Annotated in this window: 14 protein-coding genes; 8 read left to right on the top strand and 6 right to left on the bottom strand. The window is 64.6% G+C overall.

The window, feature by feature from the left end; genetic code table 11:
- Positions 1–15 precede the first annotated feature (15 nt).
- Genes AB0T83_RS16555 through AB0T83_RS16565 form a run of 3 tightly spaced genes read left to right on the top strand, consistent with a single transcriptional unit; the run spans position 16 to position 3,531 of the window.
- Positions 16–1,467, top strand: coding sequence for a biotin carboxylase (locus AB0T83_RS16555; RefSeq protein WP_366194331.1), 1,452 nt, complete (start codon positions 16–18; stop codon positions 1,465–1,467).
- Positions 1,468–1,469: 2 nt separating this feature from the next.
- A complete protein-coding gene (locus AB0T83_RS16560; RefSeq protein WP_366194332.1) occupies positions 1,470–2,462 on the top strand; it encodes a C45 family autoproteolytic acyltransferase/hydrolase in 993 nt (330 codons plus the stop codon).
- A gap of 37 nt (positions 2,463–2,499) precedes the next feature.
- On the top strand, positions 2,500–3,531 hold the full coding sequence (locus tag AB0T83_RS16565; protein ID WP_366194333.1) for a hypothetical protein: 1,032 nt from the start codon (positions 2,500–2,502) through the stop codon (positions 3,529–3,531).
- A gap of 64 nt (positions 3,532–3,595) precedes the next feature.
- On the opposite strand, the gene AB0T83_RS16570 is transcribed toward AB0T83_RS16565, so the two are convergent.
- Positions 3,596–4,834: a urate hydroxylase PuuD gene (locus AB0T83_RS16570; protein ID WP_366194334.1), complete on the bottom strand. Its 1,239-nt coding sequence runs from the start codon at positions 4,832–4,834 to the stop codon at positions 3,596–3,598.
- A 101-nt stretch (positions 4,835–4,935) separates the two neighbouring features.
- Between AB0T83_RS16570 and AB0T83_RS16575 the strand changes: the two genes are divergently transcribed.
- Positions 4,936–5,853: a LysR family transcriptional regulator gene (locus AB0T83_RS16575; RefSeq protein ID WP_366194335.1), complete on the top strand. Its 918-nt coding sequence runs from the start codon at positions 4,936–4,938 to the stop codon at positions 5,851–5,853.
- Positions 5,854–5,863: 10 nt separating this feature from the next.
- Here AB0T83_RS16575 and uraH read toward each other — a convergent pair whose 3' ends face one another.
- Entirely contained in the window at positions 5,864–6,217 is a 354-nt protein-coding gene (uraH, locus tag AB0T83_RS16580) for a hydroxyisourate hydrolase (protein WP_366194336.1), read from the bottom strand.
- A gap of 149 nt (positions 6,218–6,366) precedes the next feature.
- On the opposite strand from uraH, the gene puuE reads away from it, so the two are divergent.
- The 4 genes from puuE to AB0T83_RS16600 all read left to right on the top strand — a co-directional run bounded on the left by puuE (position 6,367) and on the right by AB0T83_RS16600 (position 10,595).
- Positions 6,367–7,779, top strand: a complete 1,413-nt coding sequence (gene puuE / locus AB0T83_RS16585; protein ID WP_366194337.1) for an allantoinase PuuE — start codon at positions 6,367–6,369, stop codon at positions 7,777–7,779.
- Entirely contained in the window at positions 7,776–8,264 is a 489-nt protein-coding gene (locus AB0T83_RS16590) for an ureidoglycolate lyase (RefSeq protein ID WP_366194338.1), read from the top strand. Before puuE ends, AB0T83_RS16590 begins: the two co-directional genes overlap by 4 nt.
- A 50-nt stretch (positions 8,265–8,314) precedes the next feature.
- Positions 8,315–9,739, top strand: a complete 1,425-nt coding sequence (locus AB0T83_RS16595) for a uracil-xanthine permease family protein (protein ID WP_366194339.1) — start codon at positions 8,315–8,317, stop codon at positions 9,737–9,739.
- Between the two features lie 103 nt (positions 9,740–9,842).
- Entirely contained in the window at positions 9,843–10,595 is a 753-nt protein-coding gene (locus tag AB0T83_RS16600) for a sulfite exporter TauE/SafE family protein (protein ID WP_366194340.1), read from the top strand.
- Positions 10,596–10,616: 21 nt separating this feature from the next.
- Here the strand turns inward: AB0T83_RS16600 and guaD are convergent, their stop codons facing one another.
- From guaD to xdhB, 4 genes are all read right to left on the bottom strand, one after another.
- On the bottom strand, positions 10,617–11,963 hold the full coding sequence (guaD, locus tag AB0T83_RS16605; protein ID WP_366194341.1) for a guanine deaminase: 1,347 nt from the start codon (positions 11,961–11,963) through the stop codon (positions 10,617–10,619).
- A gap of 93 nt (positions 11,964–12,056) precedes the next feature.
- Positions 12,057–13,640, bottom strand: a complete 1,584-nt coding sequence (locus AB0T83_RS16610) for a permease family protein (protein WP_366194342.1) — start codon at positions 13,638–13,640, stop codon at positions 12,057–12,059.
- A gap of 68 nt (positions 13,641–13,708) precedes the next feature.
- Complete coding sequence (xdhC, locus tag AB0T83_RS16615) at positions 13,709–14,560, bottom strand: xanthine dehydrogenase accessory protein XdhC (protein ID WP_366194343.1); 852 nt, start codon at positions 14,558–14,560, stop codon at positions 13,709–13,711.
- Between the two features lie 4 nt (positions 14,561–14,564).
- Positions 14,565–16,173: xanthine dehydrogenase molybdopterin binding subunit (xdhB, locus tag AB0T83_RS16620; protein WP_366194344.1), on the bottom strand; the 1,609-nt coding region annotated here is incomplete at its 5' end.

Consider the following 16,173-nt stretch of genomic DNA (forward strand, 5'->3'; position numbering starts at 1 on the left):
GACGAGGGAGTTACCATGCCAAAGAAGAAGCTCAAGAACATCTCGGAAATTCGACGGTACTTCCACACCAACGAAGATCCGATTTATTTCGTGTCCGCCACCAACTTCAACCTGCTCGGCATCGACGAATGGGTGAAGAACTTCAAGTACATCTGCTACATGGACTGTTTCGACGGGCGCCACCCGAACGTGCTGGTGCCCTCCGAGGTGCCGCACGACGAATTCCAGTCGATCGAGGACATCAACAACTACCTGTTGCAGCACAAGGAAGTGGTGGATTTCGTCAAGCAGCGCGGCGGCAAGCCCAAGTTCGTCTTCCTGATGTTCAACGAAAAGACGGAAGCGCTGGTCAAGGAATTGGGCGGCGAGATCTGGTTCCCCAAGGCCGCCCTGCGCGAACGCTGCGACAACAAGATCGAAACCGTCCGCATCGGCGACGAAGCCGGGGTGCCGTCGGTGCCCAACACCCTGCACGAGGTGAAGAGCTACGCCCACCTGCAGGAGATCTGCAAGGATGCCGGGCTGGGTGATGATCTGGTGCTGCAATCGGCCTTCGGCGACAGCGGCCACACCACCTTCTTCATCAAGTCCGAAGCCGACTTCCAGAAGCATGAGCACGAGATCGTCGGCGAGGGCGAGATCAAGATCATGAAGCGGATCAACTGCCGCGGATCGGCCATCGAGGCCTGCGCCACCAGCCAGGGCACCATCGTCGGCCCGCTGATGACCGAGCTTGTGGGCTTCAAGGAATTGACCCCCTATCGCGGCGGCTGGTGTGGCAACGAGATCTTCGCGACCTCCTTCCCGCCCAAGGCACGTCAGCAGGCCCGCGAACTGACCTTCAAGTTCGGCGAGCAATTGCGCAAGGTCGGCTATCGCGGCTATTTCGAGCTGGATTTCCTGATCGACAAGAAAACCGGAGAGCTGTGGCTGGGCGAGTTGAACCCGCGCATCACCGGCGCCAGTTCGATGACCAACCACGCCGCCTTCGCCCATGCGGATGCGCCGCTGTTCCTGTTCCACCTGCTGGAATTCTCGAAAAAGCCGTTCGAGCTGGATGTCGAGGAAATCAACGCCCGCTGGTCCGATCCGGACATGATCGACAGCTGGTCGCAGATGGTCATCAAACACACGGACGACAGCGTCGATCTGGTCACCGAGGCGCCGCAAAGCGGCATCTACAAGATGCTGGACGATGGCACCGTGGTCTTCGACCGCTTCGACTACCACCGCCGCGCGGTGGAAACCGAGAACGAGGCCTTCTTCCTGCGCATCCTGAATACCGGCGACTACCGCTATGAAGGCGCGGATCTGGGCATTCTCGTCACCCGTGGCCGGTCCATGACCAAGGGCTTCCAGTTGAACGACCGGGCCAAGGCGTGGATCGACGGCATCAAGTCGTCGTTCTCGGCACGGCCGCTGCCGGCGGCGCAGGCCTCCAGCGAACCCGCCTTCAAGATGATGTAGGCGTGTCCGTTCGGTTTCAGGCCATCAGCGAAGACGACCCCGGCCCGATCTGGGCCGGGATGTTCAAGGACTACTGGCCTGCGTATCGGGAGTGGTGGGCGCGCGAGGGATTGACCGCGCGCCCGACCTATCTGGAAAGCCGCATCGCGCTGCGCCGCCACATGCCCGAGATCCTGCCGCTGTATGAAGACCTGTGCGATCTGGCCGGTGGCAGCGACAGCGCGGCGCGGTTTCTCAGCTACTACTGCCCGCCCCGCTATCTGTCGGGCTGCAGCCAGGCCGTCTGGCGCGGCGACGCGCCGCTGCTGGTGCGCAACTACGACTATCACCCGCGCGCATTCGACGGCATCCTGATGAAATCGCACTGGCAGGGCCGCGCTGTCATCGGGATGACCGACGGGCTGTTCGGTCTTGTCGACGGGATGAACGACGCCGGCCTTGTGGTGTCGCTGACCTTCGGCGGCCGACGCGAGGTTGGCGAAGGCTTCGGCGTGCCGCTGATCCTGCGCTATATCCTGCAAACCTGCGAAACCGTGGCCGAGGCCGAGAAGGTGCTGCGCCGCGTGCCCTGCCACATGAGCTATAACGTGACCGCGCTGGACCGCTCGATGCGCTTCGTCACCGCCTATCTGACGCCGGATCGGCCCACCATCATCTCGAACACGCCGGTGGCCACCAACCATCAGGAACGGGTCGAATGGTCCAGCCACGCCCGGTTCACCGCCACGGTCGAGCGCGAGAAATTCCTGCTGAACCGGCTGACCCTGCACCCCGAGACCGCGGACCGTTTCATCGCCAGTTTCCTCAAGCCGCCGCTGTATTCCACGGCCTTTTCGCGCGGCTTCGGCACGCTTTACACGGCGGCCTATCTGCCTGCCGAGGGCGCGATGCAACTCAGATGGCCGATGCACACCTGGACCCAGAGCTTCGACAGCTTCACGCCTGGCGCGCAGCTTGTCGCCTTCCCCGACCCAGAACCCGGCGCCATCGTCTGAGCCACCCCGGCAGCCGAGGACCAAGCGAGACCCCGATATGAGCGACCCGCAGGATGAGACATGGGACTTTGACTGGGGCACCGTGCGTGGCGAGGTCTCCGCCCTGGGCGCGATGCTGGGGCCGGTCTGGTTCCGGCAATCTGACGGAACCGAGGTGCAGCCCTTCGCGATCGGCGATTGGGCCGGCGATCCCGCCGCGCAACGCGAGACTCTGCCGCCCATTTTGCGCCGCCTGCGCGGGGAATGGCCCTGCGTGCCCTTCGGCGTGCCGGAGACCCGCACCGACCTGCCCGACCGCTGGATGGCGGGGATCGATGCCGACGCCACGGTGGCCGACAGTTTCATCCATGGCTACAGCTCGAACCACCTGTGGCACCTGTCGGCGCGCACCGACCGGTCGCTGACCCTGAGTATCGACTATCCCGACGGCCACCCCGTGCGATCGCTGGAACGCGGCATTGCGCTGGATGAGAGCGGCGGTCTGGATATTTCGCTGCGGATCGCGGCGCGCCGGGATGCGGATCTGCCCATCGGTGTGCATCCGGTACTGCGCCTGCCCGACCGTACCGGTGCGGCGCATCTGTCGATCCCCTCGCTGCGGCGGGTGCACAGCTTTCCGGTGGCCGTCGAACCGGGCGTGTCGATCCTGACGCCGGATAGAAGTTATGCGTCGCTGACCGGGTTGCAGACCCATGACGGCGCCCCATTGGATGCCAGCCGCCTGCCGCTGCCGCGCCGCACGGTCGAACTGCTTCTGGTGGAACTGGACACGGGCGCGGTCAGCCTGAGAAATGCCGATGAAGGATACGAGACCCGGATCTCATGGGACATCGCCTCCTTTCCCTTCTGCCTGCTGTGGATCGAAAACGGCGGCCGCGCAGCCTATCCGTGGCAGGGCCGGTTCAGCGCCATCGGGATCGAGCCGATCGCAGGCGCCTTCGATCTTGGGCAGGTGCATTCCACCAACCCGCGCGGGCCGCTTTCTGGCAGCTCCCGCGCCCTCACCGCGCGCCTGCGGGCCGGCGAGACATGGGAGACGCGCTATCGCATCGCCACGTCGGCGATCTGAGGCTGCCGCAAGGAAAAGGCGGCCCCAACCGGGCCGCCTTTGGTTTGTCGCGCGGGGCTTGTGACTAGCCGTCCTTGCCCGTGGCCTCGCGGTACCAGGCAATGATCTGCATCCGCGCCTCGGGATCCATGTCGATGGCATTGGGCGGCGGCATGGCATGGGTGCGGCCCGCCTGCATGTAGATCTGCTTGGCATGGCGTGCCACATCGGCCTCGGTCTCCAGCACCACCTGTTTCGGCGCCCAGTGCATCCCGTCCCACGACGGCTCCCGCGCGTGGCACATGGAGCAATTGCCGACCACCGCATAGAAGGCGTCTTCGAAACTGTCGACCGAGGCGAATTTCTGTTCAGCCGGGGTCAGGTCACGGGCTTCCGACTCTTCGTAGGTGTCGATGCCGGGCACCGTCGACAGCCAGGCGATTACCACCATCAGCAGCACCGTGGCCAGCCAGGTCCAGGTCGGCCCCTTGCCGGTACGGTGCATGGTGTTGAAATAATGGCGGATGGTGACGCCGGTCAGGAAGATCAGGCTGGCGATGGCCCAGGCGTAGTGCGTCCCGAAGGCCAGCGGATAGTGGTTCGACAGCATCAGGAACACCACCGGCAGCGTCAGGTAGTTGTTGTGCGTCGAGCGCAGCTTGGCGATCTTGCCGTATTTGGCGTCCGGCGTGCGGCCTTCCTGCAGATCCTTCACCACGATGCGCTGGTTCGGCATGATGATGAAGAACACATTGGCGGTCATGATGGTGGCGGTGAAGGCCCCCAGATGCAGCAGCGCGGCACGCCCGGTGAAGATCTGGTTATAGCCCCAGGACATGATCACCAGGATCACGAACAGCAGCAGCATCAGCAGGGTCGGATGCTCGCGCAGCTGCGACTTGCACATGGCGTCATAGGCCAGCCAACCCAGGGTCAGCGATCCGCCCGAGATCAGGATGCCCTGCCACAGCGCCAGATCGACCTTGGTGGGATCCAGCAGGAACAGCTCTCCGCCGACCCAGTAGACGATCATCAGCAGCGCCGCACCGGACAGCCAGGTGGTGTAGCTTTGCCATTTGTGCCAGGTCAGATGCTCGGGCATCCGCGCGGGTGCCACGAGGTACTTGACGGTGTGATAGAACCCGCCGCCGTGCACTTCCCATTCCTCGCCATAGGCGCCGTCGGGCAGCGCCGCATTGGGCTTGAGCATCAGATCGAGCGCGATGAAGTAGAACGATGCGCCGATCCACGCCATGGCCGTGATGACGTGAAGCCAGCGGACCGAAAAGGCCACCCAGTCCCACAAGATTGCCAGTTCGAACACAGTGCTTCTCCCAGATTTTCGGTGTTTGGATGACCCTAGTCCAAGCCGGTTTATTCTGCTATCGGTGTGAAAGTCCAAGCAGCATCAAAAAAAAACGAACAATGTCCTATCTCGACAATATCCGCACCTTCGTGCGTGTCTATGAATTGGGCAGTATGTCCGCTGCTGGTCGGGATTTACGCGTTTCTCCGGCGGTGACCTCGGCGCGAATCTCGCAGCTTGAAGAACATCTGGGCGTGCGCCTGTTCCAGCGCACCACGCGCAGCCTGACGCCGACCGAACAGGGCAAATCCTTCTATCGCGGCGCGACCGAGATCCTGGAAGCGGTGGAAAGCGCCGAAGCCCAGATCGTCAACATCACCGACAATCCCAAAGGCTCGCTCTATGTCGCGGCCCCTTTGGGGGTGGGCCGCCGGTTGATCGCGCCGAAGGTGCCGGAGTTTCTGGCCGAATATCCCGAGGTCAGCGTCCGCCTGCGCCTGACCGACCGGCGCGTCGATCTGACCACCGAAGGGCTTGATCTGGCGTTCTTTCTGGGACAGCCGGAAGACAGCAACCTGCGCATCCGCAAGATTGCCGACGTGGCGCGGGTGCTGTGTGCGGCGCCGGAGTACATCGCACAGCGGGGGATGCCGGCCAACGGGTTCGATCTGGTGTCGCAGCAGCATGAATGCCTGAGCCTGCGGTTTCCCGGCGCGACCGAATTTCAATGGCTGCTGTCCACCGAGGACGGGCCCAAGCGGTTCCGGGTGTCGGGACGCTACGAATCCGACGATGGCGATGTTCTGACCGACTGGGCGCTGGCCGGGCACGGGATTGCCATGAAGCCGGTGTTCGAGATTACCGAACACCTGCGTTCTGGCGCGCTGGTTCCGGTGGCGGTAGAGACGCCGCCGGAACCGATTCAGATGGCCTGCCTGTTCACGCACCGGCGCCGGCAGGATCCCAAGTCGCGGCTGTTCATGGACTTCATGATCGGCCGCATCGGCACGATCATTCGGGATACGGGCCAGCCCTGAGGCGCGGGCCTCAGCTGCCGCGATAGGTGCTATAGCCGAAGGGCGACAGCAACAGCGGCACGTGAAAGTGCGATGGCTCGGACATGCCGAAACGCAGTGGGATCTGGTCCAGAAAACGCGGGCTTTCCGCGGGCACACCACAGGCATCCAGGTAGGCGCCGACGTGGAACACCAACTCATAGATGCCGATCTGGAATTCCGTCGGCGGCAGGATCTGCTCGTCGGTGCGGCCGTCGTTGTTGGTGGCCATTTCGCGCATCAGCTTGCGGCTGTCGCCGTCGATCCGGAACAGCTCGATTTTCAGGCCGTGTGCGGGACATCCGCGCGCAGTGTCCAAAACATGGGTGGTCAGATATCCGGGCAAGGTTGTCTCTCCTTCGTGGTTTCCAGTTTACTAATCCCTGCCGCCCCCGGGTGACAAAGGCGGTCTGCAAAGAGGCTCCTTTCGCTATTATTTGATAATGCTAAGTGATTTTCCAGTTTATCAAGTGGCAAAACCAGAGGGAACCCAAGTTGACACGATATCCAAGAGACATGATCGGATACGGCCCCCGGATACCCAAGGCGAACTGGCCGGGCGGCGCGAAGATCGCCATCCAGATTGTGCTGAACTACGAAGAGGGCGGCGAGAACAACATCCTGCACGGCGATGCGGCCTCGGAGGCCTTCCTGTCCGAGATCACCGGCGCCCAGCCCTGGCCCGGCCAGCGGCACTGGAACATGGAAACCATTTATGAATACGGCGCGCGGGCCGGGTTCTGGCGGGTGCACAGCCTGCTGAAGGACACGCCGATCACCGTTTACGGGGTGGCCACGGCGCTGGCCCGGTCGCCCGAACAGACCGCCGCGATGCAAGCGGCGGGTTGGGAAATGGCCAGCCATGGCCTGAAGTGGATCGAACACAAGGACATGTCGCCCGACGAGGAGCGCGCCCAGATCCAAGAGGCCATCCGCCTGCACACCGAGGTCACCGGCGCCCCGCCGCGCGGCTGGTACACCGGGCGCTGTTCCATGAACACGATCAATCTTGCGGCAGAAGTGGGCGATTTTGCCTATATTGCAGACAGCTACGCCGACGATCTGCCCTATTGGATCCGCGCCGCTGGCAAGCCGCAATTGATCGTGCCCTACACCATGGACTGTAACGACATGCGGTTCGCGATCCAGGCGGGGTTCACCAATGGCGACCAGTTTGAAAGCTATCTGAAGGACAGTTTCGACGTGCTGTACGCCGAAGGTCAGGCCGGCGCGCCGAAGATGCTGTCCATCGGGCTGCACTGCCGTCTGGCAGGCCGCCCCGGACGCGCCGCGGCGTTGAAACGCGCGCTGGACTATTTCCGCCAATACGACGGGGTCTGGTTCGCGACCCGCGAACAGATTGCCGACCACTGGGCACAGGAGCATCCGCCGATGCAGCAGATCACACCGTCGCAGATGGACAAGGCCACCTTCGTGCAGGAATTCGGCGGCGTGTTCGAACACAGCCCGTGGATTGCCGAGGGCGCCTATGACCTGGAACTGGGCCCGGCGCACGACAGCGCCGCCGGGGTGCACAACGCGCTGGCCCGCGTGTTCCGCTCGGCCAGCCCCGAGCAACGCCTGAGCGTGCTGACCGCGCACCCCGATCTGGCCGGAAAACTGGCCGCTGCCAAGCGCCTGACCGCTGAATCCACCGCCGAGCAGGCCTCGGTCGGGCTGGATGCGCTGACGGACGCGGAACGGGCCAGCTTCACCAAGCTGAACGATGCTTACACAGAAAAATTCGGCTTTCCCTTCATCATCGCGGTGCGGGACAACACCAAAACATCGATCACGGCGGCCTTCGAGCGGCGCATCGACAACGATCGTGACACCGAATTCGCCGAAGCCTGCCGACAGGTCGAACGGATCGCCGAATTGCGCCTGCAAGAGAAACTGGGTGCATGACCGAAACCCTTCATTTGCGGCCCTTGACCGCCGAGGCCTTCGCTCCGTACGGAGACGTGCTGGACGCCAACGGCACCCCCGACAAGCTGATCAACCAGGGTCTGTGCGGCCGGTTTCATGACCGCGCGACCCTGGATTTCGCCGATGGCCGCGCCGGGATCAGCCTGTTCAAGGCCCAGCCCCGCGCCCTGCCCCTGAAGCTGGACATGGTCGAACGGCATCCCGACGGCAGCCAAGCCTTCCTGCCCTTGAGCCAGGAGCCCTTTCTGGTGGTCGTGGCACCGGATGAAAATGGAAAACCCGGCACGCCGCTGGCCTTCCTGACCGCGGCCGGACAGGGCGTCAACTATCACCGGGGCGTCTGGCACGGGGTTCTGGCCCCACTGTCGGAACCGGGGCTGTTCGCGGTCGTGGACCGGATCGGCAGCGGCCCAAACCTTGAGGAACACTGGTTCGACCGGGACATCGTGATCGTCCAGAACTGAAGCGCGCCGACGGCAACACCGGCGTGCGCACCAAAGGAGAGACAGACACCATGGCAGACACAACCATCGGGACGGCGGCGCAACTTCGCGATCCCAACTACACCCCGCCGCTGGCAAAAGCGGTCCCGCTGGGCATCCAGCATGTTCTGGCCATGTTCGTGTCGAACGTGACGCCGGCGATCATCGTGTGCGGTGCGGCGGGCTTCGGCTTCGGCTCGAACTCGCCCGATTTCCCGCAGATGATCTACATGATCCAGATGTCGATGTTCTTTGCAGGTCTCGCGACCCTGATCCAGACCATCGGACTGGGCCCGGTGGGGGCCAAGCTGCCGATCGTGCAGGGCACGTCCTTTGCCTTCATCCCGGTGATGATCCCGCTGGTGGCGGGCAAGGGTGTTGATGCCATCGCTGTGCTGATGGGCGGGGTGTTTGTGGGCGGCCTGTTCCACGCGTTCCTTGGCTTCTTCATCAAGAAGATCCGCTTTGCGCTGCCGCCGCTGGTCACCGGCCTTGTGGTGACGATGATCGGGCTGGCGCTGGTCAAGGTCGGCATCCAGTACGCGGCGGGCGGTGTTCCGGCCATCGGCACGCCGGAATACGGCTCGGCCCAGAACTGGTTCGTGGCCATGGTGGTGATCGTGGTGACCCTCGGGCTGAAGTTCTTCACCCGTGGCATGATCTCGGTCTCGGCGGTTTTGATCGGTCTGCTGGTCGGCTATGCGGTGGCCTTCATGATGGGCATGGTCAACTTCGGCAACGTCGGCAACGCGGCCAGCTTTGCCCTGCCCAACCCGCTGCACTTCGGGATGGAGTTCACATTCGCCGCCATCCTCGGCTTCTGCCTGATGGGCTTTGTCTCGGCGGTGGAAACCGTGGGCGACGTCTCGGGCATCACCAAGGGCGGCGCGGGGCGCGAGGCCACCGACACCGAGATCCAGGGCGCGACCTTCGCCGACGGGATCGGCACGGCGGTGTCGGGCCTGTTTGGTGCCCTGCCCAACACCTCGTTCTCGCAGAACGTCGGCCTGATCGCCATGACCGGCGTGATGAGCCGCCACGTGGTGACCATCGGCGGCATCTTCCTGATCCTCTGCGGTCTGGTGCCGAAAATCGGCGCCATCATCTCGACCGTGCCGATCGAGGTTCTGGGCGGCGGCGTCATCGTCATGTTCGGCATGGTGGTTGCGGCCGGTGTCTCGATGCTGTCCGATGTCAGCTGGAACCGCCGCAACATGGTAATTTTCGCCATCGCGCTCAGCCTCGGCCTGGGCCTGCAACTGGAACCCGGCGCGCTGCAATACCTGCCGTCGACGCTGAAGGTGCTGGCCACCTCGGGCATCCTGCCCGCCGCGCTGATCGCCATCGTGCTGAATCTGGTTCTGCCCGAGGAACTGGCGGATGAGGCCACCGAAGAGGTGTCGGGCGGCATGGCCGGTCATGGCCACGGCTCGTTGCCGCACGACGATCACGTCTGAAAAATCTGGCACCGGCGGCCTGACATCGGGCCGCCGGGGCGCTAGACAATCCAAGGGGCGGTGCACCGGCGTGCGCCGCCCTTTCTTGCCGAAAGGACAGCGGATGCTGGAGACCATCGTACTTGCCCTGGCCGGGTTCGGCGCGGGCATCGTCAATGCCATTGCCGGGGGCGGCACCTTCCTGACCTTTCCGGCGCTGGTCTGGGCCGGGGTGCCGCCGGTGATGGCCAATGCGACCAGCACGGTGTCGGTGTTTCCCGGCTATCTGGGCAGTGTGTTCGGCTATGTGGACGAGCTGAAGACCCTCAAGCGCGCGCAACTGATCCGGCTCACGGCGATCACACTTCTGGGCGGGCTGGTGGGGTCGCTGCTGCTGCTGGTGTCCTCGAATGCGGCGTTTTCGCTGATCGTGCCCTTCCTGCTGCTGTTCGCCACCACGGCCTTCCTGTTCGGGCAGGATCTGAAGGCCTGGGCCGAACGCCATGCCCGCGGGTTCCGCCCCGAGGGCGCCATTGGCCTGTTTCTGGTCAGCCTTTACGGCGGCTATTTCAACGGCGGGCTGGGCATCGTGCTGCTGTCGCTGTTCGCCCTGTGGGGCTGGCGCGACATCCACCTGTCCAACGGCGTCAAGAACGGGCTGTCCTTTGCGCTGTCGACGATCTCGGTGGCGACCTTTGCCATTGCCGGGATCGTGGTCTGGCCCAAGGCGATCCTGATGATGGTCTTCGCGGTGGCGGGGGGCTATTGCGGCGCCTGGGTCGCCAAGGCCATCCCGGCCGGGGCGGTGCGCGCCATCGTTGTGGTCATCGGCTATGGGATGAGCGCCGTCTTCTTCGCCCGGTTGTTCGGGCTGTGACGGCGCTGCGCTCCCGTTGGTTCAACCGGCGGCGCACAACTCCCGCGTGACGGTGGCCGGGGATACGGATTTCGCCGGGCGGCCCGCGACATAGACCTCGGCGACGGCGCGATCATCGCCCAGCGTTTGCAGGATGAACAGCTCTTCGCTGAGGCTTTGGGCGCGTTGCATCCGCAGTGCCATCGCCTGCGTGGCACAGGCGTCCAGCACCACGATGTCAGCCTCTGACCCGGCCTCCAGCGTGCCGATCTTGTCCTCTAGCCCCAGGGCCACGGCATTGCCCCGCGTGATCCAGTGGAAAGCGCGCAGCGGGTGCAGCTTCTGGCCCTGTAGTTGCAGGATCTTGTAGGCCTCGCTGAGGGTGCTCAGCATCGAATAGCTGGTGCCCGCGCCCACATCCGTCGCGATGGCATTGGTGATGCCCCGCCCGCGCAACCCGGCATCGTCGAACAGCCCGCTGCCCAGAAACAGGTTCGAGGTTGGGCAGAACACCGGCTTGGCCCCGGTCTCGGTCAGCACCGCGATTTCGCGCGGGGTCAGGTGGATCGAGTGGCCCAGCAGCATCTTCGGCGTCAGCAGCCCGGCCTGCTCATAGACGCCCAGATAGTCGGGGGCGTCGGGGAACAGTTCGGCGGTATAGGCGATCTCGTCGTGGTTCTCGCTCAGGTGGGTCTGGACGTAGCACTCGGGATGCTCGGCCACCAGCGCGCCCGCCATCTCAAGCTGCTCGTGGGTCGAGGTGATGGCGAAGCGCGGGGTGATCGCATATTGCCCCCGGCCCTGCCCGTGCCATTTGGCGATCAACGCCTTGCTGTCGTCATAGCCCGATTGCGGCGTGTCGCGCAGACCCTCGGGGGCGTTGCGATCCATCATTACCTTGCCGCCGATCATCCGCATGTCGCGGCGCGCGGCCTCGGCAAAGAACGCCTCGGCAGAGGCCGTATGGACCGAGCAATAGGCCACAGCGGTGGTGGTGCCATGGGCGCTGAGCAGATCGAAGAAATGGCGGGCCATGGCGGCGCAATGGTCGGGATCGGCAAAGCGGGTTTCCTCGACAAAGGTATAGCCGTTCAGCCAGTCCAGCAACTGCGCCCCCCACGAGGCGATCACCTGCACCTGTGGGAAATGGATATGGGTGTCGATGAAGCCGGGCATTAGCAGATGCGGGCGGTGGTCGGTCACCGGAACATCCGCCGCTTGCGCCGCGACCTGGGCATAAGGCCCCATGGCGCGGATCGTCCCGTTCTCGATCAGGATCGCGCCGTCTTCGTGATAGCTGTAGGCACTTGTGTCGGCGGCATCGGTCGGCTCGGCATGAAACGTCAGGATACGGCCGCGCAACAGGCGGCGGCTGGGGTCTTGGGTCATCTGGGAATTCCGTCGTGAAGGGATGCGGGCCACGGGAGGAGAGGATCCGTGGCCCGCAGGGATGTCCGCGCCCCGTGCGGGGCGCGTACGTCGTTACTCGGCCGGGGCGGCGGGCGCCTCTTCGGTGACCGCGTTGGGGTTCACCAGATCCTCGTCCTTGTGGAACCTGGGGTAGATGAACAGGAAGGCCGCTGCGATCAGATAGCCCGCCGACACGCCGCTGAGTTCCGGCCAATGCAGGCTGGCGCCATGGATGATCCCCAGCGAGGACATCACCGCCGCGGCCAGGGCAAAGCCACCCGCGTTGCGGAAGTTGCCGTCGATGACGCTGGCCACGATGGCGCCCCAGATCAGACCGGTCAGGATGGCGCCCTGGCTCAGCGCCAGATGGCCTTCGAAATGCGCCCCCTGCTGCAACAGCGCCCCTGTCAGCTCGGGATCGCCGAGACTGGGCAGGCCGACCACGCCGGTCGCCGCCAGTGCCGCAATCATCGCGCCCCATTTGATCATCAGGAAGGCCGAGACATGAGGCATCATCGCGATGGTCACGGCGGCCATGTGATCGGTCTTGACCGAATGCGCGGTGTTGGTGATCAGGCTCAGCGCCACGAAGACCAGCACCGGCGCGGCAGCGGCCACCGGGATCAGGTTGTTGAGGAAGGCCAGCAACCCGAAGAAGGCCGCGAAGGGGATGACGATACCCACGCCGATGATATAACCCGAATGCGCCCCCATGCGCTTGTAGGCCGGGTGGCCGATATAGGCGGTGGTCGGAAAGGGCGAGCCGAAAAGCGCGCCGATCATCGTCCCGGCCCCGTCCGTCACCTGGCACAGCGCCACCGGATAGTGATCGCCCGCAGCCTCGGCGCTTTCCACGTTGTTCATGGTTTCGATGAAGTTGTAGATCTGCACCGGCACCAGCACCAGGAACAGTTCCGGGTTGTCGAACAGATGCTGGATGCCGACCACAAGGTCGCCGAAATACGGCACGGGCGGGTAGAAACCGACGCCGTCGAAGCTGAACCGCGCCTCGCCGATCAGCAGGGCCACCACGGTGCCCACGATCAGCGCCAGCAGACCGGCGGGAATGTTCCACGGCAGGCGGAACCGGCCCACCAGCCCCCACAGGATGATGATCATCGAGGCAAAGCCGACGAAGGGGTTCTCGAACACGATGGCCAGCGGCACGGTGCCGATGAACACCAGCGCGATGCCGCACAGCGTGCCCAACATGCCCGCACGCGGGGTCACGCGCTTCAGCCACGGCCCGACGATGGCGCCCATCCCGGCCACGATGCCGCCCATGAAGCCCGCACCGATGCCCACCTGCCAGGCCAGAACCGGATCGTTGGTGGCCCAGTAGATCGGCCCGATCACCCCGAACAGGTAGACGAACATCACCGGTGTCGAGATGCCATACGGCAGGGCCGTGACATCGCGCCCATGCTGTGCGGCGGCCCGTTTGGCCAGCAGCACATAGACCGCAACCCCGGCCAGAATGGCGATGGCCGCGCCGGGAATGATCCGGCCGAAGACGATCTCGGCGGGCATCTGGAACACGAACTGGCAGATCCCCGCCAGCACCATCAGGTTGATCAGGTTGTCGGTGAACAGCGCCCAGAACGCGCTGAAATCGCTGCGGTTGAACAGCTTGTAGTGATAGCTCCCATCCCTCATGGGGACCTCCTTTTCAAACCGGCGCGCGCTCGGCCCGTCCTCCCGGACAGATGCGCGGCCTGCTCATGTCACTGCGCCGCGATATGCGAAGCAGCGCCCCAGCGGGGGTGAATTGCGGCAGTTTCAGAGGTCAGCGCCGTGATCACTTCTGCCACCACCTGGGCGGCGATCACGGCTGGCCGCTTGTCGCGGCTGCCGCCTGCCCCGATGGGGCAGATCAGGGGTGCGACGGAGACGCCGTCGCAGTGTTTCCGGCACCAGCTTTTGAACTTGGCGCGTTTGGTGGCCGAGCCGATCAGCCCGACATAGGCCGCGTCGCGGCGTTGCAGCGCCGCCGAGGCCAGCAGGAAATCCAGCCCGTGGTCATGGGTCAGCACGATGAAGGCGCTGCCCCTGGGTGCGGTCTGGATGTCGAATTCGGGGATCGCGCTGATCCGCTTCTCAACACTGGCCTCGCACAGGTTCAATTCATCCACACGCTGGTCGATCAGCACCGCGCGCACCGGCAGATGCTGAAATTGCGCGGCCAGCGCCCGGCCCACATGCCCGGCGCCCAGAATGTAGACCGCCGGCAGGGCGGCATCGGCATCGCGGGCTGCGGCGATGGTCTTGGTCTTGTCCGAGGCGCTCATCCGCAGCACCGAAACCTCGACCCGTCCGCCGCAGCACTGGCCGATGGCCGGCCCCAGCGGCAGGTCCAGATCGGCGGCCATGTCGCCCCGGGCCAGCAAGGCGCGGGCCGCGTCGATGGCCAGATGCTCCAGCTGGCCGCCGCCGATGGTGCCGAACAGCGCGCATTCGCGCACGAACATCTCGGTGCCGGTCTCGCGCGGGGAGGATCCCCGCACCCGGCTCAGCCACAGCCGCGCCACCGGGCCGGGCTGGCCCAGGAAGACAGCAAGATCATCGGCACGGGCCATTGGCTCAGACCCCAGCCTTCAGGCGGTCCACCGCCATCAGCACGCGTTCCGGCGTCGCCGGGGCATCCAGACGCGGGCAGACCTTGTAGTCGGCCACGCTGGCCACCGCCATCGACAGCGCCTCGAACACCGAAATGCCCAGCATGAAGGGCGGCTCGCCCACGGCCTTGGAACGCTTGATGGTCATCTCGCGGTTCTCGGACCAATCGGCAAGATTTACGTTGAAGACGCGCGGGCGGTCGCTGGCCAGCGGGATCTTGTAGGTGGAAGGCGCATGGGTGCGCAGCCGCCCGGCGTCGTCCCACCACAGCTCTTCCGTGGTCAGCCATCCCATTCCCTGGATGAAGGCGCCCTCGACCTGTCCCTTGTCCAAAATTGGGTTCAGCGAGCGGCCCACGTCATGCAGGATGTCGGTGCGTTCGACCCTGTACTCTCCGGTCAGCGTGTCGATGGAGACCTCGGAACAGGCCGCCCCATAGGCGTAGTAGTAGAACGGACGGCCCTTGCCCGCCGCGCGATCCCAATGGATCTTGGGGGTCTTGTAGAAACCCGCCGCCGACAGATGCACCCGCGCCATATAGGCCTGACGGATGAAGGTGTCGAAGGCCAGGACCTCTTCGCCGATCTTCACGGCGTTGGGCAGGAATTCCACCTGCTCGGGCGCGACCTTGCGGCTTTCGGCGGCGAAGGCCACCAGCCGTTCCTTGATCTGCCGCGCCGCGTCCAGCGCGGCCATGCCGTTCAGGTCCGACCCCGACGAGGCCGCGGTGGCCGAGGTGTTGGGCACCTTCTCGGTGGTGGTCTTGGTGATCTTGATGCGTTCGAAATCCACCTGGAAGGCATCGGCGACGACCTGCGCCACCTTGGTGTTCAACCCCTGCCCCATCTCGGTGCCGCCGTGGTTCAGGTGGATCGAGCCGTCGTTGTAGACATGGATCAGCGCGCCCGCCTGATTGTACCAGGTCGCGGTGAAAGAGATGCCGAACTTGACCGGCGTCAGCGCGATCCCGCGCCGCATGACCCCGCCCTTGGCGTTCTCGGCAATGATCGCTGCCCGGCGCGCCCGGTAGTCGGCACTGGCTTCCAACTCGTCCACCACGCGGCCGATGACATTGTCCTCGACCTGCTGGTGATAGGGCGTCAGATCGCGGCCCGCCGCGCCGTAGAAATTGGCCTTGCGAACGTCCAGCGGATCCTTGCCCAGCGTGTAGGCAATCTCTTCGATCATTCGTTCAGCGGCGATGACGCCCTGCGGGCCGCCAAAGCCCCGGAAGGCGGTGTTGGACACGGTGTTGGTCTTCTGCGGACGCGAGACCAGCCGCACATGCGGATAGAAATAGGCGTTGTCGGCATGAAACAGCGCCCGGTCGGTGACCGGCCCGGACAGGTCCGACGAGAAGCCGCAGCGGGCGGCAAAAGTGCCTTCGACGGCCTGAATGATCCCGTCACCGTCAAAGGCCACGTCATAGTCGATGACGAAGTCATGGCGCTTGCCGGTCGCGGTCATGTCCTGGTCGCGGTCGGGGCGGATCTTGACCGGGCGGTTCAGGCGCTTGGCGGCGATGGCGGCCACGGCGCAGAAGATGTTCATCTGGCTTTCCTTGCCGCCGAAC

This window comes from Meridianimarinicoccus marinus (assembly GCF_040689105.1).
Taxonomy (GTDB): Bacteria; Pseudomonadota; Alphaproteobacteria; order Rhodobacterales; family Rhodobacteraceae; genus Meridianimarinicoccus; species Meridianimarinicoccus marinus.